Annotated in this window: 20 protein-coding genes; 5 read left to right on the top strand and 15 right to left on the bottom strand. The window is 69.3% G+C overall.

From position 1 onward, the window contains the following. The first annotated feature begins 45 nt into the window (after positions 1-45). Positions 46-771: a class F sortase gene (locus tag ABZV38_RS24475; protein ID WP_356330218.1), complete on the top strand. Its 726-nt coding sequence runs from the start codon at positions 46-48 to the stop codon at positions 769-771. Between the two features lie 2 nt (positions 772-773). Here the strand turns inward: ABZV38_RS24475 and ABZV38_RS24470 are convergent, their stop codons facing one another. Beyond that, positions 774-1,226 (bottom strand): GNAT family N-acetyltransferase, encoded by a 453-nt coding sequence (locus tag ABZV38_RS24470; protein ID WP_356330216.1) that lies wholly within the window; start codon positions 1,224-1,226, stop codon positions 774-776. 27 nt (positions 1,227-1,253) lie between these two features. Further along, entirely contained in the window at positions 1,254-2,267 is a 1,014-nt protein-coding gene (gene bla, locus ABZV38_RS24465) for a class A beta-lactamase (RefSeq protein WP_356330214.1), read from the bottom strand. A 226-nt stretch (positions 2,268-2,493) separates the two neighbouring features. Between bla and ABZV38_RS24460 the strand changes: the two genes are divergently transcribed. Continuing rightward, positions 2,494-3,144 carry an MOSC domain-containing protein gene (locus ABZV38_RS24460; protein WP_356330212.1) on the top strand — a complete coding sequence of 217 codons (651 nt, stop codon included), beginning with the start codon at positions 2,494-2,496 and terminating at the stop codon, positions 3,142-3,144. A gap of 184 nt (positions 3,145-3,328) precedes the next feature. Here ABZV38_RS24460 and ABZV38_RS24455 read toward each other — a convergent pair whose 3' ends face one another. Next, positions 3,329-3,712, bottom strand: coding sequence for a hypothetical protein (locus ABZV38_RS24455; RefSeq protein ID WP_356330210.1), 384 nt, complete (start codon positions 3,710-3,712; stop codon positions 3,329-3,331). 188 nt (positions 3,713-3,900) lie between these two features. On the opposite strand from ABZV38_RS24455, the gene ABZV38_RS24450 reads away from it, so the two are divergent. Further along, positions 3,901-5,172 (top strand): XRE family transcriptional regulator, encoded by a 1,272-nt coding sequence (locus ABZV38_RS24450; protein WP_356330208.1) that lies wholly within the window; start codon positions 3,901-3,903, stop codon positions 5,170-5,172. After that, positions 5,169-5,705: an N-acetyltransferase gene (locus ABZV38_RS24445; protein WP_356330206.1), complete on the top strand. Its 537-nt coding sequence runs from the start codon at positions 5,169-5,171 to the stop codon at positions 5,703-5,705. The genes ABZV38_RS24450 and ABZV38_RS24445 overlap by 4 nt, the downstream gene beginning before the upstream one ends. Here ABZV38_RS24445 and ABZV38_RS24440 read toward each other — a convergent pair. The 7 genes from ABZV38_RS24440 to ABZV38_RS24410 all read right to left on the bottom strand — a co-directional run bounded on the left by ABZV38_RS24440 (position 5,683) and on the right by ABZV38_RS24410 (position 11,349). After that, positions 5,683-6,087 carry a DUF664 domain-containing protein gene (locus ABZV38_RS24440; RefSeq protein ID WP_356330204.1) on the bottom strand — a complete coding sequence of 135 codons (405 nt, stop codon included), beginning with the start codon at positions 6,085-6,087 and terminating at the stop codon, positions 5,683-5,685. The genes ABZV38_RS24445 and ABZV38_RS24440 overlap by 23 nt on opposite strands. Then, positions 6,084-6,485 (bottom strand): VOC family protein, encoded by a 402-nt coding sequence (locus tag ABZV38_RS24435; protein WP_356330203.1) that lies wholly within the window; start codon positions 6,483-6,485, stop codon positions 6,084-6,086. The genes ABZV38_RS24440 and ABZV38_RS24435 overlap by 4 nt, the downstream gene beginning before the upstream one ends. A 93-nt stretch (positions 6,486-6,578) precedes the next feature. Next, positions 6,579-7,211 (bottom strand): LuxR C-terminal-related transcriptional regulator, encoded by a 633-nt coding sequence (locus tag ABZV38_RS24430; protein ID WP_356330201.1) that lies wholly within the window; start codon positions 7,209-7,211, stop codon positions 6,579-6,581. Between the two features lie 187 nt (positions 7,212-7,398). Continuing rightward, entirely contained in the window at positions 7,399-9,528 is a 2,130-nt protein-coding gene (locus ABZV38_RS24425) for a hypothetical protein (RefSeq protein WP_356330199.1), read from the bottom strand. Positions 9,529-9,703: 175 nt separating this feature from the next. Beyond that, the gene (locus tag ABZV38_RS24420; RefSeq protein WP_356330197.1) at positions 9,704-10,150 is read right to left on the bottom strand and encodes a DUF6113 family protein; all 447 of its coding nucleotides are present in this window, start codon (positions 10,148-10,150) and stop codon (positions 9,704-9,706) included. Then, positions 10,147-11,091 (bottom strand): N-acetyl-1-D-myo-inositol-2-amino-2-deoxy-alpha-D-glucopyranoside deacetylase, encoded by a 945-nt coding sequence (gene mshB / locus ABZV38_RS24415; RefSeq protein ID WP_356330196.1) that lies wholly within the window; start codon positions 11,089-11,091, stop codon positions 10,147-10,149. Before mshB ends, ABZV38_RS24420 begins: the two co-directional genes overlap by 4 nt. Before the next feature lie 63 nt (positions 11,092-11,154). Further along, positions 11,155-11,349, bottom strand: a complete 195-nt coding sequence (locus ABZV38_RS24410; protein ID WP_030915260.1) for a hypothetical protein — start codon at positions 11,347-11,349, stop codon at positions 11,155-11,157. A gap of 203 nt (positions 11,350-11,552) precedes the next feature. Between ABZV38_RS24410 and ABZV38_RS24405 the strand changes: the two genes are divergently transcribed. Then, positions 11,553-13,685, top strand: coding sequence for a prolyl oligopeptidase family serine peptidase (locus ABZV38_RS24405; RefSeq protein WP_356330194.1), 2,133 nt, complete (start codon positions 11,553-11,555; stop codon positions 13,683-13,685). A 161-nt stretch (positions 13,686-13,846) separates the two neighbouring features. Here the strand turns inward: ABZV38_RS24405 and ABZV38_RS24400 are convergent, their stop codons facing one another. The 5 genes from ABZV38_RS24400 to ABZV38_RS24380 form a co-directional block, all read right to left on the bottom strand. Then, a complete protein-coding gene (locus ABZV38_RS24400) occupies positions 13,847-14,986 on the bottom strand; it encodes a dipeptide ABC transporter ATP-binding protein (protein ID WP_356330192.1) in 1,140 nt (379 codons plus the stop codon). Beyond that, entirely contained in the window at positions 14,976-15,953 is a 978-nt protein-coding gene (locus ABZV38_RS24395) for an ABC transporter ATP-binding protein (protein ID WP_356330190.1), read from the bottom strand. Before ABZV38_RS24395 ends, ABZV38_RS24400 begins: the two co-directional genes overlap by 11 nt. A 13-nt stretch (positions 15,954-15,966) precedes the next feature. Continuing rightward, positions 15,967-16,941 (bottom strand): ABC transporter permease, encoded by a 975-nt coding sequence (locus tag ABZV38_RS24390; protein WP_356330189.1) that lies wholly within the window; start codon positions 16,939-16,941, stop codon positions 15,967-15,969. Then, complete coding sequence (locus ABZV38_RS24385; RefSeq protein ID WP_356330186.1) at positions 16,934-17,857, bottom strand: ABC transporter permease; 924 nt, start codon at positions 17,855-17,857, stop codon at positions 16,934-16,936. The genes ABZV38_RS24390 and ABZV38_RS24385 overlap by 8 nt, the downstream gene beginning before the upstream one ends. A gap of 94 nt (positions 17,858-17,951) precedes the next feature. Then, positions 17,952-19,589, bottom strand: coding sequence for an ABC transporter substrate-binding protein (locus ABZV38_RS24380; RefSeq protein ID WP_356330184.1), 1,638 nt, complete (start codon positions 19,587-19,589; stop codon positions 17,952-17,954). Positions 19,590-19,777: the final 188 nt, after the last annotated feature.

The following is a 19,777-nucleotide window of genomic DNA, read 5'->3' as shown; positions in this document are numbered from 1 at the left end:
CGCCGCCCGACCGACTGGTGACACACGGAAGAAAGGCACGCTCCCATGGCCGCCCCGCAGTCGTCCGATTCGCCCCCCTCCCCATCCGGCTCCTCCTCCTCCTCCTCCTCCTTCGGCCGCACCCTGCTCTGGCCCGCGGCAGCGGCCGGACTGGGCCTGCTCCTGATCTTCAACTCCTTCGGCACGGCCGAGGACAACAAGCCGCTGACCGCCCCGTCGGTCGCAGCTCCCGTAGCGCCCGCCCCCGCCGCCGCCCCTGAGGCTCCGTCGGCCGTCGCCTCTCCCAGCCCGACGGGGCTGTTCATCCCCCGTTCCAAGCCGACGCGGCTCCAGATCCCGTCGATCGCGGTCAACGCACCCTTCACACCGCTGACCCTCGGCGCGACCGGGCAGCTCAACGCCCCGCCGCCGAACGACACCAACCTGGTCGGCTGGTACAAGGGCGGAGTGACGCCCGGTGAGCGCGGCTCGGCCATCGTCGCCGGCCACGTCGACACGAAGACCGGACCGGCGGTATTCCTTCAGCTCCAGTTCGTGAAGCCCGGAGCCACGGTGGACATCAAGAGGGCGGACGGCAGCGTGGCCACGTTCAAGGTCGACTCCGTCGAGAAGTTCAGCAAGGCGAACTTCCCCAACGACCTGGTGTACGGCGACACTCCGGACGCGCAGCTGCGGCTGATCACGTGCGGCGGCACCTACGACAGGAAGGTCAAGGACTACAGGGACAACGTGGTGGTGTTCGCCCATCTCGACTCGGCGAAGCGCCCCTGACCTCAGCGCTGTCCCGTCCCCTCCAACTCCTTGAAGAAGTGATGCCGGGTGTGGCCGCCCGGAATCCCTCCGCCGCTGCCTGTCTCCAGATAGCCCTGCCGACGGTAGAAGCCGGGCGCCTGGAAGGACATCGACGAGACGATCATCGACGTGCAGCCGCGTGCCAGCGCTTCGTCCTCGGCGGCGCGCACCAGACGGGCCCCCCACCCTTCGTGGCGCCGGTCGGCCCGCACCCACACTTCCGAAATCCCGGCACAACCGCCCCAGGTCCAGCCGACCAGCCCGGCCACCAGATCGCCCGCCTCATCGGTGACCCGGACGGAGAGGCCACGGTCGTCGTGGGCGCCGGTCGCATCGTTGTTGAACGCGGTCAGCTCGTCGCTCAGCCGGGCGGAGAGCGCCGGGTCCTCCGCGCCGACGCGCAGGGTCGCGGCCATGCTGTGTCCAGTCGTCATGACGCATGAGTGTGCCAGCACCACGGATCACGCGAAACGGAGATCTTTCCTGGTCGGGCCGGTGACAGGGCCACTTCCTCGCGGTGTCGCTGTCGGCGGTCGGCTCAGGGCCTCAGCCAGTACGCCGGCCGTCTTGGCGACCAAGGGGTTGTCGGCAGCGGCGTCCCGCGCGGGCTTGGTGGTCATGACGGCAAGGACAACCGGCGGGCGGCCGGGGGGCCGGGCGACACCGGCGTCGTTGTTGCCGCCGTAGCTGCCTCCGGCGGTCTTGTCGGCGACGGTCCAGTCGGCGGGAAGCCCGGCACGGAAGCGTTCACCACTGGTGGTGTTGGCGAGCAGCCAGCCAGTGAGCAGCCGTCGGTCGCAGGGGACGAGTGCGTCGCCCAGGACGAGGCGGGCGTAGGTCTGTCCGACGGCACGAGGTGTGGTGGTGTCCGTCTCGCGCCATGGCTCCGCCGAGTTCAGCTCGGGCTCCCAGCGGTCGAGGCGGGTGACCGGGTCGCCGATGGAACGGCAGAAGCGGGTGATGGCGGTGGGGCCACCCAGTTCTCGGAGGAGGAGATTGGCCGCGGTGTTGTCGCTGTGCGTGATGGAGTACGCGCACAGGTCGGCGACCGTCATCCCGTGGGAGAGGTTCTCGGCCCTGCCGGTGATCGGCGAGTGGCCCGAGGCCTCGACGTACTGCGCGGTGTAGCGGATGCGGCGGGCCAGGAACTCGCCGTTGCGGTCCAGATCGCGAAGGACCGCCGCCGCGCCGACGGTCTTGAACAAGGAGCACATCGGGAAGCGCTCGTCCGCTCGATACACCACCGTCCGGCCCGTGGCGGTGTCATGGGCGTAGGCGCCGAGCCGGGCCGAGTGCTCCCGCTCCAGGGCGCGCAACTGCCGAGCCACCCGGGCTGCCGCGCCGGGCGCCGTCGAGAAGGCGTGTGCCGTCAAGGAGGCGTGGGCGGGGGCCGACGCGGATACGGTGGCCAGGGCCGCCCCTGCCCCGGCGGCCAGGATCGTCCGGCGGGTCGCGCGGGCTCCGATGGATCGCACAGTCGTATGCCTTTCCTGTGTACGGCAGGACGTCTGACAAGACATCGCCTCCCACCTCACTGGTTGCGACGACCGCATCAACCGCGACTCGACACCCCTGGCCGTCAACCGTTTGAAGCAGTGCCGCGGCGGCGCCGTCCGCTACGACCGGACCGTCGAGTGACCGACGCCGAGGGGGCGGGCAAATGTGTCGCACCGGAGTGCCGGAGACCGTAGCCTCGCCCGGATGAAGCTGCTCTCCGTCAATGTTGGCAAGCCCCGGCCCAACCCATGGAAGGGCCTCAGCGCGACAGGGATCGACAAGCGGCCGGTTCAGGGTCCCGTCTCCGTCGTCGCACCGGGCCCGAAGGGCACCGGGGCAGTCGGGCTCGTGGGCGACCGCGTGTATGACGTGAAGCACCACGGCGGTTCCGACCAGGCCGTCTACGCCTATGCCCGCGAGGATCTCGACGGCTGGCAGGCCGAGCTGGGCAGGCCGCTCGCCGGCGGCACCTTCGGGGAGAACCTCACCACGCTCGGCCTCGACGTCAACGGCGCCCTGATCGGTGAGCGGTGGCGCATCGGGCCCCAGGTGGTCCTGGAGGTGTCGTGCGCACGGATCCCGTGCGCCACGTTCCAGGGCCGGCTGGAGCGCGAGGGCTGGATCAAACGGTTCACGCAGGCCGCACTGCCGGGCGCGTATCTACGCGTGATCGAGCCGGGAGAAATCCGTGCCGGTGATCCGGTCGAGATAGTGCACCGGCCCGACCACGACGTGAGCGTTGCACTGGCCTTTCGCGCGATGACGCTCGAACCGGAACTGCTGCCGCGGCTGCTGGTCGCCGACGCGTTGCCCGAGGAGAGCAGAGAACTGGCCCGCAGGCGCACGACCGCATAGACGATCGCCTGCAGGAAACTGTCCACGCGCATGACACGGGGAAGTCCAACGGCGTTGCACACAGGCAGGCGTGGACTCCCCTGCGACAGCACCCAGATCAGGGTCGACCATCGGCTTCGGGGCACGTCGCAGTTCGCTCGCCGGCGGCCGGCCAGGGGAATCACACCGCAACGGCGAGACCGGATCAGGGGGGCGCCTCGTCCGGCAGGGCCGCATACAGATCGCGGAACGCGGCTGTCAGGCTCGCGATCATCCGCCAGTACGTGAATGCGACGCCGTCGGACGTGGCCGCATCCGGTCGCACTGCGAGATCGAGGTTCCGATAGGCCACACGGAACAACACCCGGACACCCCCACGGCCCTCCTGGTCGTGGCCGTAGTCGTCGACGGCCATCAGCGCCCGCAAATGGCCGATCAGTTCGTTGGTCCCCGCATCGATGACGTCGCGTGGAGGACGTGCAGGGGGTCTCGCCAGCGCATGGTCGACGGCCCGGACGACCGCATCGACATCGATGCCGGTGCCGGCGACCGCGTGCTGCGGAACGGCGTGTGGTTCGGTTCCGGTCACGGGTCCTCCTGACGGCTGCCAGGAGCACGCCCGGTTGTCTTCGGATCTCCGAGGAATGGTCCTCCAAGGAGATCCCCATATGAACCTACGCAGAAGGCAATTCGGGGTACGGCCCGCTCACGGACAACCGGAAATTTCTGACGTCCGATCGCACCACCGGCGGTGCCGGTTGTCGCTACCGTGAGTTCATGACGGGGAAGACCGGCAACGCCGTACTGGCCGCTCATATGAATGCTGCGGGTCTGATGCAGCACGAGCTCGCAGCCCGGCTCAATGAGCACATCGAGCGGCTGACCGGTCGGCCCGGAACCCTTCAGGACCGGCATATCCGGAACTACCTGACCGGAAGAACCCGCTGGCCGCACATCCGTCAACGGCAGGCTCTGGAGGCAGAATTCGGCTGCACCGCTGAGGAGCTCGGCTTCGTCCCCCGGCAGAATCCCTCCTCCGCTGCCGTCCGAGCGACACCGGAGGATCCCGTGGAGCGACGAGCCTTCACCACCAGGGCTGCCGTGGCAGCCGCAGGCGTTGTCCTGCCCGCAGCGCGGAACACCATCGGCTTCAGCGACGTCCGACGCATCGACCAAGCCCTGGACGCTCTGTACCAGGAAGAGAACAAGCTCGGCGGCACCAGTCGTATCGAAGCCCAGTTCCTGGGCTGGATGAACCATTCCCTGTCCCTGCTCAACAGCGGCCGCGCCTCGGCTCGCGTACGCTCCCTGCTCTATGCCACCGCCGCGAACGCGGCGAGCACCGCCGCCTGGGCGGCTCTCGACTCGCACCACCAGCACCGGGCCGCACAGCATCTCGAGCGTGCCGTCACCCTGGCCGGCCTGTCCGGAGATCCCGAAGCCGTTCACCGGGCGTGGAACAACGTCGCCATGCTTGCGGGACAACGTGGACGCCCCATCGAGGCTCTTCATGCCGCGCAAGCAGCGCGGGACTCGGGCATGGCGCGGCGCGATCCTCTCTATGCGTCCCACGCCCACGTCCGGATCGCCCTGTCCCACGCGCGTATCCGTGACAAACAGCCCGCACTGCGTGCGCTGGGCCACGCAGAGGACGCGCTCGCCCGCACCGATCCGGCCCATCGCCCGACCTGGCTCGCCTACTACGACAGGGCGGAACTGCACGGCCTGGCCGGGATCGTTCACCAGCGGCTCGGCCGGCCCGAGGAAGCAGAAGCCCGCACCCATCAGGCACTTGCACGGCTCAGCCCCGAACTCACCCGGAACCGGGTCTACTACACCGCCCAGCTCGCCCTCGCACAGCTCGGCCAGGACGACATCGAGACAGCGTGCGCGACAGCGGACCGTGCGCTCACCACAGCCGGAACCGCGCCCGGAAGCCACCGCATCAGCAGTCTCCTCGACGACTTTCGCCTTCGGCTTTCCACGCACCCTTCCCCCCTCGCCCGGGAATGGGTGCAGCACACGGCCGTGAAGGAGATCGCCGAATGACGCTCGATCTGCGGCACTGCACGGACAGCGAACTGCCGGGCATCCGCCACGTCCTGCTGGATGTGTACGCGGAGGTGTACGCCGATCAGCTTCATGTGCCGTTCACCAGCCTGGAGCGTTTCGATCGACGACTGACGAATCACTCCACAGGCACCGGCTGGGAAGCGGTGATCGGCTACGACGGAACCGAACCCGTCGGCTACGCCTACGCCGCACCTCTGCCCGAGGACGCCCGCTGGTGGACGCACATGACCACTCCCCTGCCCGAGGGCTTCACCGAGGAGACCGGGTCACGCACGCTCGCCCTGTTCGAGCTGATGGTGCGCAGACGGTGGCGGGACACGGGCGCCGCGCACGCCATCCATGAGGAGTTACTCAGCGGCCGCACGGAGCAACGGGTCACGCTGCTGTGCGAGCCGGAACACCCCAAGGTCAAGGCGCTCTATGAGGCATGGGGGTACGCCCACATAGGCGACCAGCGGCCCTTTCCCGACAGCCCTCTGTTCGCCGTCATGGTGCGTGTCCTCCGGTAGACAGTCGGGTGCCGTCGCGCGGCAGGACGCCTGCCCCGCCCCCGCACGCGATGACGGCATCTGCGAGGTCCGTCTCGTGGCGGTACCGTTCGAGGACGTCGGCGGCCGCCGGACCGGGGCCCACCTGCCAGGCGTTCTCGCTGTCGTCCAGGGCGTGGATGAGGTCCTTCTCACCGGCGACGACAGCACGGAACCAGAACCGTTCGACGTCCAGCGCAAGCTGCTGTACGAGTCCCAGGCAGTTCCATCCCGACGGCAGCACCGGCCGCCGCAGCGCCTCCGCGTCCAGCCCGTCAAGGATTCCCATGACGTGGCGTCGCTGCCCCTCCAGGGCCGCAAGGAGGGCCCTGACCTCGCCCTTCGGTGGCGCTCCTCCGGTCACTTCGCGATCTCCCAGATGTGGCCGCCGGGGTCACGGAAGCTGGCGGTCCGGATCCCCCAGGGGCGGTCCATCGGTCCGTTCAGCAGCGTCACACCCCGCGCGGCCAACTCCTTGCACATCGCGTCGACGTCGTCCACAGCGAGGGTGAGCTGGAAGCGGGATCCGGCGTCGGGCACCGCGACGCGTCCGGGCTCGATCAGCTCGTGCGCCTCGGTGGTCCTCAGCAGGTTGATGAGGGTGTCCCCGAAGCCGAACACGGCCGAGTTGTCGTCCTCGAAGTGCACCGGCAGCCCGAAGACCTCCCGGTAGAAACGTTGTGTGGCGTCCAGGTCCTCGACGAACAAGGTGATGGCGCCGATGCTCCCGGGCCACGCAGGATCGCTCTTCTTGTCGGTCACGGTTACAGAGGATCTCCGAATGGGCGGTGCCGTGTACAGGGGCGGTCGGGCGCAGGCCACCCCGTCCGCACCCGCGAGACCCGATTGCGGCCGCTACAGCCAGCCCTTCTCGCTCGCGATCCGTACCGCCTCCGCCCTGTTCCGGGCCGCCATCTTCTGGATCGCCGTGGACAGGTAGTTGCGGACCGTGCCGTGCGAGAGATGGAGCGTGGTGGCGATCTCCGCGTTGGTGGAGCCGTCGGCCGCCGTGCACAGGACATCGCGTTCGCGCTCGGTCAGTGGGCTCGCCCCGTCGGCGAGTGCGGCCGCCGCCAGCGTCGGGTCGATGACGCGCTCTCCGGCGAGCACCTTCCTTACCGCTTCGGCGAGTTGGGAGGCCGGGGCGTGCAGATCGCAGACGAGCCGGACGATCTCCTCGACCGTGACGTCCTCCATCAGGCCGCCGCTCTGCAGCATCGCGCCGACCCGGCCCCGGGCGATCGCCTCCTGCGGAGACGTACCGAACAGCCGGACCGTGCCGGAGTCCGCGGTGCGCAGGCCGAGGAGCAGATCGAGGGTGGAGGACTTTCCGGCGCCGTTGGGGCCGAGAAGCGCCACGGTCTCGCCGGGGTGCAGGTAGAGGGAGAGCCCGTCGACGGCGCGTACATCCCCGTACACCTTGCTGACCTGGTCGAAGCTGACCACGGCGGCTTGCGCGGTGGTGGCTTCGGTGGCTGTCGTCGTCATGCGCCCAGCCTGGCGGAGCGGTGTGTCCACCCGGCAGGGTCACGGGTCGTGAATCGGGGATGACAGATGTCATGCCCGATGCATGACAGCGCCCGTGCGCCGCCCTCGTGGCCTACGCACGGCACCGCCCCCGGCCGGAGGTCCGGGCGGGGGCGGTGCCGTGCGTACTGCGACGGTACGGGTGGTGCTATCCGTTGCCGTCGAGGGCGATCGTGGCGGTGCGCTCGGCGGGGGTGCTGCCGAGCAGCGCGGTCTGCATGGCATGCGCCACATCGTCCGCACTGAGCTGGTGCTTCTTGCCGTCACCCTTGGTGATCATGATGCCGTCGAAGACACCGTCGCAGAGGGTGTCGATCGCGGTCTTGTTGTAGTACTCGACCAGCCGGCCGTCGACCGCCTTCATGGACAGGATCTGCGGCAGCGACTTCGCGGGGCCGAACTGGATCTGCTTGGGCCCGGCCTTGATGGTGATCAGGCCGGACATCGCGGGCTTCGCGAATTCCTTCATCGCCCGGTCCAGTTCGGCCTGGCCGATGGTGGGCTCGCGGGTGGCGACCGGCAGTTCGACCGTGGCCGGCTTGCCCGTCTGCACCTGGGCGCGGTACGCGTCCCGGACCGAGATCATCGACCGGTTGACGTCCAGCGCCTTGCCCACCTTGCCGGGGACCTCGACGGCCTTGCCCGGCTCGAACTTGATCGTGCCGTCGCTGGCGGAGCCGGAGGCGCCCGCCAGATCGGTCAGCGCGACGCCGAGCTTCTCCTCGTCGACCGGGATCACCGGGTCGGCCTTCCGCTCGCCGCCGAAGAGGGAGCCGATCACCGACACCGGGTTGTAGTCGCTGCCCGCGGCGCCGCGCACGGTCTCCTGGCTGTCCAGTGCGAGACCGGCCTTCTCCGGGGCGAGCTGCGTGTTCTTGCCGTCCACGGACAGCTGGAGGGGCGTCTTGGCGCGCTCGCCGAGCGCCTCGTCCAGCTTGGCGACGGCCTCCTCCTTCGTGCCGCCGCCGATGTCGACGCCGAGGACGGTGGTGCCCTTGGGGACCTCGGAGTGGTTCATCAGCAGGCCCGCGCCGTACGCGACACCGGCCAGACCGACGACTCCCGCGCAGAGCAGGACCAGCTTGGAGCGGCCCTTCTTCGCAGGGACCGGGGCGGGGCGGGCGGCGGCGGGGACGGGCGAGGGGGCGACGGGGCCGCCCGGTCCCCCCGGTCCGGTGCCCATCGGGCTGTCCGGAAGACGGGGCGTCGGGCCGGGGCCCGGCACACCGGGACCGCCGGGACTGCCCGGGCGCGCGAACGGCGACGGGGCGGCGGGCGAGCGGTGCTCCGGCGGGACGACCGGGATCCCACTGGTGATCGTGTCCCCGGAGACATGGCCGCCGGTACCGGCACCCGGCGCCGCGAACTGCGGCGTCAGGACGGCCGTGTCGTCGGACATCCGCGGAGGTACGCCACCGGGAGCACCGGGACCGGACACGCCGGACGGACCACCGGGACGGCCGGGGGCGAATCCGTCCGCCCCACCGAGGTTCGGGGTGAGCGGCGAGGTGCCGGTGACCGGCCCGGTGGTGGCGCCGGACGGGCCCGGCGTAGGCACACCGAGGTTCGGCGTGGCGCGCGGCCCGGGAACCTCGTCCCCGCCGAACTCGTCACGGGCGCCGGGGCGAGGCGCGCCCTGGTCGCCCGCACGCTGCGGACCGTCCGCGAAGTACGGAAGGTCGGCGCGCGGCGGGGTGGATCCGGCGGGTCCGGCAGATCTGCCGGCGTCCGCGTCCGTACCGGCACCCGTGCCCACGCCCGGGCCGCCGGCCGGTGCACCGCCCGCGCCGCCGACCACCGACGTGTTCGTCGGGGCCTTGCGCGGGGCGAACCAGTCGCTGCCGCTCTTCTCTCTGGCCGGCTTGTCGGCGGCCGGTTCCGCGGTCGCCGATCCGTCCCGCGCCTCGGCGGCCGGTCCGCCCTGGGCACCCGGTCCGCCCGGTGCGCCGTTGGATGCGGGCCCGCCCGGACGCGGCGTACTGCCGGTGCGCTCGCGCGAGGCCTCCACCTCGGCGTCGCTCATCGGCGTACGCATGACGACCGGCGGGATGGGACGCGAGCCGGGGATGTTGATCCGGATACGCGTCGTCAGTGTCGTCTCGGTCCTCGGCTCTTCGGGCTGAGGCGCATCCGCAGACTCCGGGGACTCCTCAGGGGCGTCCTGCGAAGGGTGCAGCGACGGATACTGGCGTGATCCGTACGGCGGCGTACCCGACGGGTACGCGGCTCCCCCGCGCCCCTGGGGCCCGGAGGACGAACTGTCAGTTTCACGACTCAAAGCAGGTTCTCCCGATTGGCTCCGCCGCCCGTACTTCCCCCATGCCGCAGGCCAGGGGACGGCTCGGCGCGCGAACCACCATACTGGCCGCCGCCACCGGACGCCCCGCGACCGGGGGAGACGGCGACGCACCCCCCGGACGAACAGGGGGCATTACGGGATGTGACGTGGCACATTACTTGCCAGGTCGACCGCTGTCGGCGCCTTGTTGGGGCGACCGCGACATGGTGGCACACATCACAGCGATCGCCATCCCGCCCAGCATGAAGAGGGTGAGGCCCAGTTCGTCGCCGAAGACGTAGTCGCCCTCCGGGCGTCCGCCGAGCAGAACGATGACCGAAATCAGCCAGCCCGCCGCGGGCGCCAGGGCACCGATCTGGGTGCCGGTGAGCAGCCGGCCAGCGTAGAACAGTCCGGCGGAAGCCGCCAGGGCCAGCAGCAAACCGCCGGGAAACCAGGCGGCTTGGACGAACGCTCCCGCGAGCCCGACGAGCACGCCGAGGACCGCGAGGCCCAGGTAGGCGCCGATGCGGCGGGGGTTCAGGGGCGCGGCAAGGCCGGTGGGCACGTGCTCTGCGGGCGATGCGCCGGTGCGGGGCCGGCGCTGCTTGCCGTTGCTCATGGACGTGCTCCCGACTGTTCTCCCGGTGCTCCCGGTAGGCCCGCGAAGAGATCGTGTTCCCGTACGCCCTCGGGTGCTCCGGAGGCTCCGCGTACCAACTCGTAGTACTCGGTGGTGAAGACGGGCTGTCCCAGATCGTTCGAAAGAGCGAAGAACGGACCGTCCACAGCGATCTGGGTGCTATGTGCCCGCATCGCCGCCGTCTTGGCCGCGGCGTGGGCCGCACCGTCGATCTCCGTGGTGATCTGCGTGTCGTTCACCACACCCGGTACGTCGTCGATCGCGGCGATCCCCGGGAAGGCATCGAGGGCCGTGGCACGCAGCCGTGCGAAGGCCTGCTCGGCGACGGAGCGCGGCACCCGGTTCCAGTAGATCTTGTCGACGGCGTGCGGCGAGGCGTCCGGGGATGCCTGCGGTGCGTCGGGCCCGGTGCGGTACGCGGGGTCGGCCGCGAGGTCCGCGGCGCGCATCGCGACGCGGTGCGCCTGGATGTGGTCGGGGTGCCCGTAGCCGCCGTCCGGGTCGTACGTGACGAGGACCTGCGGGCGTACCGAGCGGATCACCTCCACGAGGTACGCGGCGGCGTCGTCGACGTCCGTGTTCCAGAAGGCGCCGGGCCGGTGGTTCTGCTCGGCGCCCATCATTCCGGAGTCGCGGAACCGGCCGGGTCCGCCGAGGAACCGGTGGTCGGTGACCCCGAGCTCCTTCATCGCGGCGGCTAGTTCACCGATGCGATGGGCTCCCAGGGCGTCGTCCCGGTCGGCCGCGAGGTGCGCGAGCTCGGATGGGATGACCTCGCCCTCCTCGCCGAGCGTGCAGGTCACCAGGGTGACCTGGGCGCCCTGCGCCGCGTACAGGGCCATGGTGGCGCCGTTGTTGATCGACTCGTCGTCGGGGTGCGCGTGCACCAGGAGCAGACGACGGGCGGGAAGGTCCGTCATGGGACCCACCCTACGAGCCGGCTGCCCCACGGGCCGACCGTGGAGGGCGGCCGGGGCCCCGGGTCAGAACTTGATGCCCCCGATCATGCCGGCCACATTCGTGGTCAGCTCCGAGATGGTGGGCGCAATGGACGAACTGGCGAGATAGAAACCGAGCAGCATGCAGACCACCGCATGTCCGCCCTTCAGTCCGGATTTCCGGATCAGCAGGAAGACGACGATCGCCAGCAGCACCACCGCCGAAATCGAGAGTGCCACGGCGGTTCACCTCCATCAGTACGGTCGGGACGGGCAGCACACATGGAGCCAGCAGGTTCTTACCCACCGAGCGCTACGGATCATAACTATCCGTGCCACCGCATTGATCGGGGCACAGCAGCACGAGGGGCGCACGACCGAGTGGTCGGGCGCTCTGCCAGGGACAGGGACTGCCGCCGGATCAGGCCCTAGGGTTCGGGGTTATGACCTTGCAGAAGCTTTCGTTTCCCCGACAGCACGCCAGGACTCAGCGCTTCACCCTCGGCGCTCCCCGTGCGTTCACCGTCTCGCCGGACGGGGAGCGGGTGATCTTCCTGCGGTCGGCCTCCGGCACGGACCGGTCCAACAAGCTCTGGGTGCTGGACCTGGCGGCCGACGGCACGCCGAAGGAGCGGGTCGTCGCCGACCCCGGGGCGCTGCTGGGCGGTTCGGCGGAGAAGCTGTCGGCGCAGGAGCGGGCGCGGCGCGAGCGGAGCCGTGAGGGGTCCTCGGGGATCGTCGGCTACGCGGTGGACTCGGCGGCCGAGTTGGCGGCGTTCGCGCTCTCCGGGAAGGTGTACGTCGCCGAGTTGCGGGTCGGTTCGGCACGCGCGCTGCCGGTGCCGGGACCGGTGCTCGACCCCCGGCCGTCGCCCGACGGGCGCCATGTCGCGTACGTGTCGAAGGGCGCGCTGCGCGTCGTGGGGGCGGAGGGCGACGGGGACCGGCCGCTCGCGGAGCCGGAGGACGCGCACATCTCGTACGGTCTCGCGGAGTTCATCGCGGCCGAGGAGATGCAGCGCTCGCGCGGCTTCTGGTGGTCGCCGGAGTCGGACCGGCTGCTCGTCGCCCGGGTCGACGACAGCGCGGTGAAGCGGTGGTGGATCGCGGACCCGGCACACCCGGACCGCAAGCCGGCCGAGGTGGCGTACCCGGCGGCGGGGACGCCCAACGCCGACGTGCGGCTCCTGGTGCTGGGACTGGACGGCACCCGCACCGAAGTGGTGTGGGACCGGGCGCGCTATCCGTATCTGGCGCAGGTGCACTGGTCGTCCCAGGGCGCCCCGCTGATCCTCGTCCAGGCCCGTGACCAGCGCAGCCAGCTCTTCCTCGCGGTGGACCCGGAGAGCGGCACGACGCGGACGGTCCATGTCGACGAGGACCCGGTGTGGCTGGACCTCTTCGCCGGGGTGCCGGCGTGGGCGCCGGACGGGCGGCTGGTGCGGGTCGTGGACGAGGGCGGGGCGCGGGTGCTCTCGGTCGGCGACCGGCCGCTGACCGGGGCGCAGTTGCAGATCCTGGCGGTGCTGGACATCGGTGAATCGGATGTCCTGGTGGCGGCGTCGGCGGGTGAGGAGGCCGCGGAGCCGGAGATCGGCGAGAGCCATGTGTACCGGGTCAACGAGCTGGGCGTGGAGCGGGTCTCCGAGGGGGCGGGGGTGCACTCGGCGGTCCGGGCGGGCGGGGTGACCGTGCTGGTCTCCACCTCGCTGGAGCGGCCCGGCGCCGCGGTGCGGGTACTGCGGGACGGCAAGCAGATCGCCACGGTCGCGACATATGCGGAGGAGCCGGTTCTGTCGCCGCGGGCGCAGCTCACCGAGGGGGGCGCACACCGGATTCCGTGCGCCGTGCTGCTCCCCACCGACTATCAGGAATCAGATGGTCCGCTTCCGGTCCTGATGGATCCGTACGGTGGACCGCACGGTCGGCGGGTCGTCGCCGCGCACAATCCGCACCTCACCTCGCAGTGGTTCGCCGACCAGGGCTTCGCGGTGGTCGTCGCGGACGGCCGCGGTTCTCCGGGGCGCTCCCCCGCCTGGGAGAAGGCGATCAGGAACAACCTGGTCCTCACCCTGGACGACCAGGTGGAGGCGCTGCACGCACTCGCCGAAAAGTTCCCGCTGGATCTCTCCAAGGTGGCGATCCGCGGCTGGTCGTACGGCGGATACCTCGCGGGCATGGCCGTGCTGCGGCGGCCCGACGTCTTCCACGCGGCGGTCGTGGGCGCTCCGGTGACCGATCAGCGGCTGTACGACACCCACTACACCGAGCGCTATCTCGGTGACCCGGCGACGCAGCCCGAGGTGTACGCGTACAACTCGCTGCTCACCGACGAGGGATTGTCCGAGGCCGCTGACCAGGTCCGGCCGATGATGATCGTCCACGGTCTGGCGGACGACAACGTGGTGGTCGCGCACTCACTGCGGCTGTCGTCGGCGCTGCTCTCGGCCGGGCGGCCGCATGAGGTGCTGCCGCTCAGCGGGGTGACGCACATGACTCCGCAGGAGCAGGTCGCGGAGAATCTGCTCCTGCTGCAGGTGGACTTCCTGAAGCGGTCGCTGGGGCTGAGCAGGTAGCTCCGGCCGCTCGGCCCGGCACCGCGGGACCCGGGTGAACGAGTAACCGGCCGGAAGGACTTGAAAGCCCTCCCGGCCGGTTCACGGCACCCGCACGGCCGTACGCTGTTCATGCTGGCGCGTTCGCATATCGGACGTGCGACGGTCAAGTTGCCCGTGCGTTAACGAATGCGGGGGTCGGCGCCCGGCTCCCCTGGCTCCCCTGGCTCCCCTCCCGGTCCTTCCTGCTCCTCGACGGGCTCCTCGCCCGGCGGCACCACCTGCTTCTCCTCCGCGAAGTGGCACGCCGAGTCGTGATGGGCCGGGGTGTTCGTCAGCCGGAAGACCGCGGGGACCGCGAGCAGCGGCACCTCCAGTGCGCACCGCTCCTGGGCCTTCCAGCAGCGGGTGCGGAAGCGGCAGCCGGACGGCGGGTTCGCCGGCGACGGCACATCGCCGTGCAGGATGATCCGCTCACGGTGCTCGCGTGCCATCGGGTCCGGAACCGGGACCGCCGACAGCAGCGCCTGGGTGTACGGGTGCGTGGGGTGGTCGTAGATCTGCTCGTCCGTACCGATCTCGGCGAACCGGCCCAGATACATCACGCCGACCCGGTCGGAGATGTGCCGGACGATCGACAGGTCGTGCGCGATGAAGACGTAACTCAGGTCGAACTCCGCCTGCAGCCGGTCGAGCAGGTTGATGACCTGGGCCTGCACGGAGACGTCGAGGGCCGAGACCGGTTCGTCGGCGACGATGATCTCCGGGTTGAGGGCCAGACCGCGGGCGATGCCGATGCGCTGGCGCTGCCCCCCGGAGAACTGGTGCGGATAACGGTTGATGTACTCCGGGTTGAGACCCACGACATCCAGGAGGTCCTGCACCTTGCGGCGCCGGTCGCCCTTGGGGGCCACCTCGGGGTGGATCTCGTAGGGCTCCCCGATGATGTCGCCGACCGTCATCCGGGGGTTCAGCGAGGTGTACGGGTCCTGGAACACCATCTGGATGTTCCGGCGTACGGCCTTCAGCGCGCGGCCGGACAGCTTGGTGATGTCCTCGCCCTTGTACTTGATCGAGCCGGCCGTCGGCTGTTCCAGATGGACGAGCATCCTGGCGACGGTCGACTTTCCGCAGCCGGATTCCCCCACGATGCCGAGGGTCTCGCCCGCGGCCAGCTGGAAGGAGACGCCGTCGACCGCCTTGACCGCACCGACCTGCTTCTTGAACAGGATGCCCTGGCTCAGCGGGTAGTACTTGACGAGGTCGCGGACCTCCAGAATGGGTTCGCCGCCCGCGCGGGTGGTCCCCTGCTCAGCGTGCATCGAGCGTCTCCTTCCAGAAGTAGCAGGCGCTCTCACGGTGCGGGGCCACCTCGAACAACGGCGGTACCTCGCCGCGGCAGATCTCCTGGGCCATCGGGCAGCGCGGGTTGAAGGCGCAGCCGGGCGGGATGTGCAGCAGGTTGGGCGGCAGCCCCTTGATCGCATACAGCTCCTGGCCCTTCTGGTCCAGCCGCGGGATCGACTGGAGGAGGCCCTTGGTGTACGGGTGGGCGGGGGCCTTGTAGATCTCGTGGACGGGGGCCGACTCGACGATCCGGCCCGCGTACATCACGGCGATGTAGTCGGCGACGTCCGCGACCACGCCCAGGTCGTGGGTGATCAGGATGAGTCCCATGTTGAGCTCGCGCTGGAGCTCGGCGAGCAGGTCCATCACCTGGGCCTGGACGGTCACATCGAGGGCGGTGGTGGGTTCGTCCGCGATGATCAGCGAGGGTTCCAGCGCCATCGCCATGGCGATCATGATGCGCTGGCGCATGCCGCCGGAGAACTGGTGCGGGTAGTTGCCGACGCGTTCCTTCGCGGCAGGGATGCGGACCCGGTCCATCAGCTCGATGGCCTTCAGCCTGGCGTCCTTGCGGGACATCCCGCGGTGCACGACGAACATCTCGCCGAGCTGGTCCCCCACGCTGAGCACGGGGTTGAGGGACGACAGCGCGTCCTGGAAGATCATGGCCATCTCCTGGCCGCGGATCTTCCGGCGCTCGTCGGCCTTGAGCTTCAGCAGATCGCGGCCCTTGAAGACGATCTCGCCGCTGCTGATCTTCCCCGGCGGCATGTCGAGAATGCCCATGATCGCCTGCGCGGTGACCGACTTGCCGGAGCCGGACTCACCGAGGACGGCGAGCGTCTCGCCCTCGGCCACCGCGTAGTTGACCCCGTTGACGGCTTTGGCCACCCCGTCCCGGGTGTGGAACTCCACGTGCAGATCGCGCACTTCGAGCAACATGGCAACGGGCTCCTCAGCGCAGCTTGGGGTCGAGGGCGTCGCGCACCGCGTCGCCGAGCATGATGAAAGCGAGCACGGTGATCGCCAGCGCTCCGGCGGGCCAGAGCAGCATGTGCGGGGCGTTGCGGATGTACTGGGAGGCGGCCGAGATGTCGATGCCCCAGGAGACGGCCGGCGGCTTCAGGCCGACGCCGAGGAACGACAGGGTCGCCTCCAGGGAGATGTACGTACCCAGGGCGATGGTCGCGACAACGATCACGGGGGCGACCGCGTTGGGGGCGATATGACGGAGCATCATCCGGGAGTTGGAGGCGCCGAGCGCCCGGGCCGCCTGGACGTAGTCGTTCTGCTTGGCGGTGATGACCGAGCCACGGGCGATACGGGCGATCTGCGGCCAGCCCAGCAGCACGATGAATCCGATCACCGGCCAGACGGTGGAGCTGGTCACCACGGAAAGGAAGACCAGGCCGCCGAGGACGACCGGGATGCCGAAGAAGATGTCGGTGATACGGGACAGGAACGAGTCCCACCAGCCGCCGAAGAAGCCGGCCAGCCCGCCCAGGATGCCGCCGAGGATCGAGACTCCGACGGTGGAGCAGACGCCGACGGTGACCGAGGTCCTGGCCCCGTAGACGGTACGTGTGTAGACGTCGCAGCCCTGTCCGTCGAAGCCGAACGGGTGGCCGGGCTGGGAACCCTCCTGGGCCTTGCCCAGGTCGCAGTTGAGCGGGTCCTGGTCCGTGATCAGCGACGGCCAGATCGAGATGATCACCAGGAAGAGGATGATCAGGGAGGAGATGATGAAGACCGGGTTGCGGCGCAGGTCGCGCCAGGCGTCGGACCAGAGACTGCGGGGCTTCTCGGCCGGCCCGGTGCCCTCGGGGCCGCCCGGTGTCTTCTCCAGCGTCTCCCCTTCCGCCAGGGCGAGATCCATGGCTGCTCCTGCCCCGCCCGGGGAGATCGCTTCGTCCGGCGTCTGCTCAGGCATAGCGGATCCTCGGGTCGAGTACGGCGTACAGAAGGTCGACGATCAGGTTGGCCGCCAGGAAGACGAGGACCAGGACTGTGACGAACCCGACGACGGTCTGGGAGTTCTGGCGCAGGATGCCCTGGTAGAGCTGGTAGCCGACGCCGTGGATGTTGAAGATGCGCTCGGTGACGATCGCCCCGCCCATCAGGGCGCCCACGTCCGTACCGATGAAGGTGACGACGGGGATCAGCGAGTTGCGCAGCAGATGCCGGATGACGACCCGGTGCCTGGGGAGGCCCTTGGCGGTGGCGGTACGGACGTAGTCGGCGCGGGCGTTCTCGGCGATCGAGGTCCGGGTGAGCCGGGTGACGTACGCCAGGGAGACCGAGGCGAGGACGAGTCCGGGGACGAGGAGTTCGTTGAACGGCGCCTCGGGAGAGACGGACGGTTTGATGATGCCCCACTCCACGCCGAGGAGGAGCTGGAGCAGCAGACCGGTGACGAAGGTCGGGATGGAGATGACGACCAGGGTCAGGATCAGCACCGTGGTGTCGACGGGCCGGCCGCGCCGCAGCCCGGTGACAACGCCGAGGGTGATGCCGATGACGACCTCGAAGACGATGGCGACGATGGTGAGCCGGATGGTGATGGGGAAGGCGGTGGCCATCAGCTCGGTGACCTTCTGGCCGTTGAACGCAGTACCGAAGTCGCCGGTGAAGACATTGCCCATGTAGGTGGCGTACTGCTGCCAGACCGGCTTATCGAGGCCGAATTCCGAGCGGAGCTGGGCGGCGGTAGCCGGATCGCACTGGCGGTCGCCGCAGAGACCCGCGATGGGGTCGCCCATCACGTTCACCATCAGGAAGATCAGCAGCGTGGTGCCGAAGAAGACCGGGATCATCTGCAGCAGCCGCCGGATCACATAACGTCCCATGAAGACTCCGGAGGTCGCAGGTGTCGATGGCGCGGGGATGAGGAAGCCGGGTGGCCGGTGCGGCACAGCGCACCGGCCACCCGGCCCTGCGGGGTTACTTGACCTTGATCTGCTCGTACACCGGGACGCTGAACTGGTTCAGCGCGACGTTGGTGATCTGTTCCGAGTAGCCGGCGCTGCCGTTCTGGTACCAGAGCGGGATGACGGGCATCTGCTCGGCGAGGACCTTCTCCGAGTCCTGGAAGGTGGAGACGGCCTTGGCCTTGTCGGACTCGGCGTTGGCCTTGTCGATCAGGGAGTCGAACTTCTTGTTGCTCCACTTGCCGTCGTTGGACGAGGCATTGGTGTAGTAGAGGGGCTGCAGGAAGTTCTGGATCAGCGGGTAGTCCATCTGCCAGCCCGCGCGCCAGGCGCCGGTGAGCTTCTGCTGGGAGACCTGGCTGCGGAAGTCGGCGAACGTGCCGACCGGGGAGCCGACGCAGGCCTTGTTGTTCCCCATCGCCTTGTTGATGCTGTTGCAGACGGCGTCCACCCACTCCTTGTGCGAGCCGGTGTCCGCGTTGTACGAGATCTTCAGCTGGCCGCCGGGGATGCCGCCGCCCTCCTGGATCAGCTTCTTGGCGTTCGCCGCGTTGTATTCGCACGGGGCCCCGCACAGCCCCTCCTTGAAGCCGCCGTCCACGCCGAGGACCGGAGACGTCCAGTCGGAGGCGGGGGTGCGGGTCTTCTGGAAGATCTGGTCGGTGATCTGGTCGCGGTTGATCGCCATCGACAGGCCCTGGCGGACCTTGATGCCACCGGGGGTGTCCCACTTCTTGTCGTAGAAGGGGAAGGCGAGGGTCTGGATGATGCCGGCCGGGGTGTTGATGTACCGGTCGCCGAGGTCCGCCTTGACGTTCTTCAGCTGCGAAGCCGGTACGTCGTCGACGAGGTCGAGGTTGCCCGCGATCAGGTCGGTGTAGGCGGTGTTGTTGTCGGTGTAGACCTTGAGGTCGATGCCACCGTTCTGCGCCTTGTCGTCTCCGGGGTACTTGTCCCACTTGCGCAGGCTCATCGTGGAGCCCTTGGTGTACTTGTCGATGGTGTACGGGCCGTTGCCGACGGGCTTGGCGAGCCAGCCGGCGTGGTCGGTGAAGAAGGACTGCGGCAGCGGGGCGAAGGCCGGGTAGCCGAGAGTGTCCGGCCAGAGGGAGAACTTCTGCGACAGCTTCACCGTGAAGGTCATCGGGTCGACGACCTTGAGGCCTGCGAGCTTCGCCGCGGTGGCGCTACCGGTGTCGGGGTGGACCTTGTCGTAGCCGTCGATGTAGCCGAAGAAGTAGGCGTTCTTCTGATTGTTCTTCAGCAGGGCGCCGTAATTCCAGGCGTCCACGAAGGACTTCGCCGTGATCTTCTCGCCGTTGCTGAAGGTCCAGCCGTCCTTCACCGTGATGGTGAAGTTCTGCGAGTCAGTGGTCTCGATCTTCTCGGCGAGCATGTTCGTCGCCGCGCCGGTCTTCGGGTCGTACTTCTTCAGCCCCCGGAAGACCATGTCGAGGACCTTGCCGCCCTGCACCTCATTGGTGTTGGCGGGCTCCAGCGGGTTCTGCGGGTCACCCCAGGACGAGCTGACGATCCCATTGGCACCCCCGCCCCCGCCACCGCCGCCACCCCCGCCACCGCCGCAGGCCGTCGCCACCAGGGCGACGGTCACGGCACATGCGGCCCACTTGGCCTGTGCGGCTCCGCGCATGGAAATGCCTCCTCGTCGAGCTCCGACTCACGTGGAGTCAAATATCGCCTCATCACTTACCTTCTGCACATTTACACCACCCATCCGAGCAGGACGAGACCGCCGCGGGCGCACCCCGGCGAGCAGCAGGGTGACAACAGCTGCGCATCGAACGTGCATCGCCCACGCATCCGATGGGCAGGATGTAC

Origin of the sequence: Streptomyces sp. NPDC005181, from assembly GCF_040608395.1 — a bacterium.
Taxonomy (GTDB): domain Bacteria; phylum Actinomycetota; class Actinomycetes; order Streptomycetales; family Streptomycetaceae; genus Streptomyces.
This window is presented reverse-complemented; position numbering and strand designations above follow the sequence as displayed.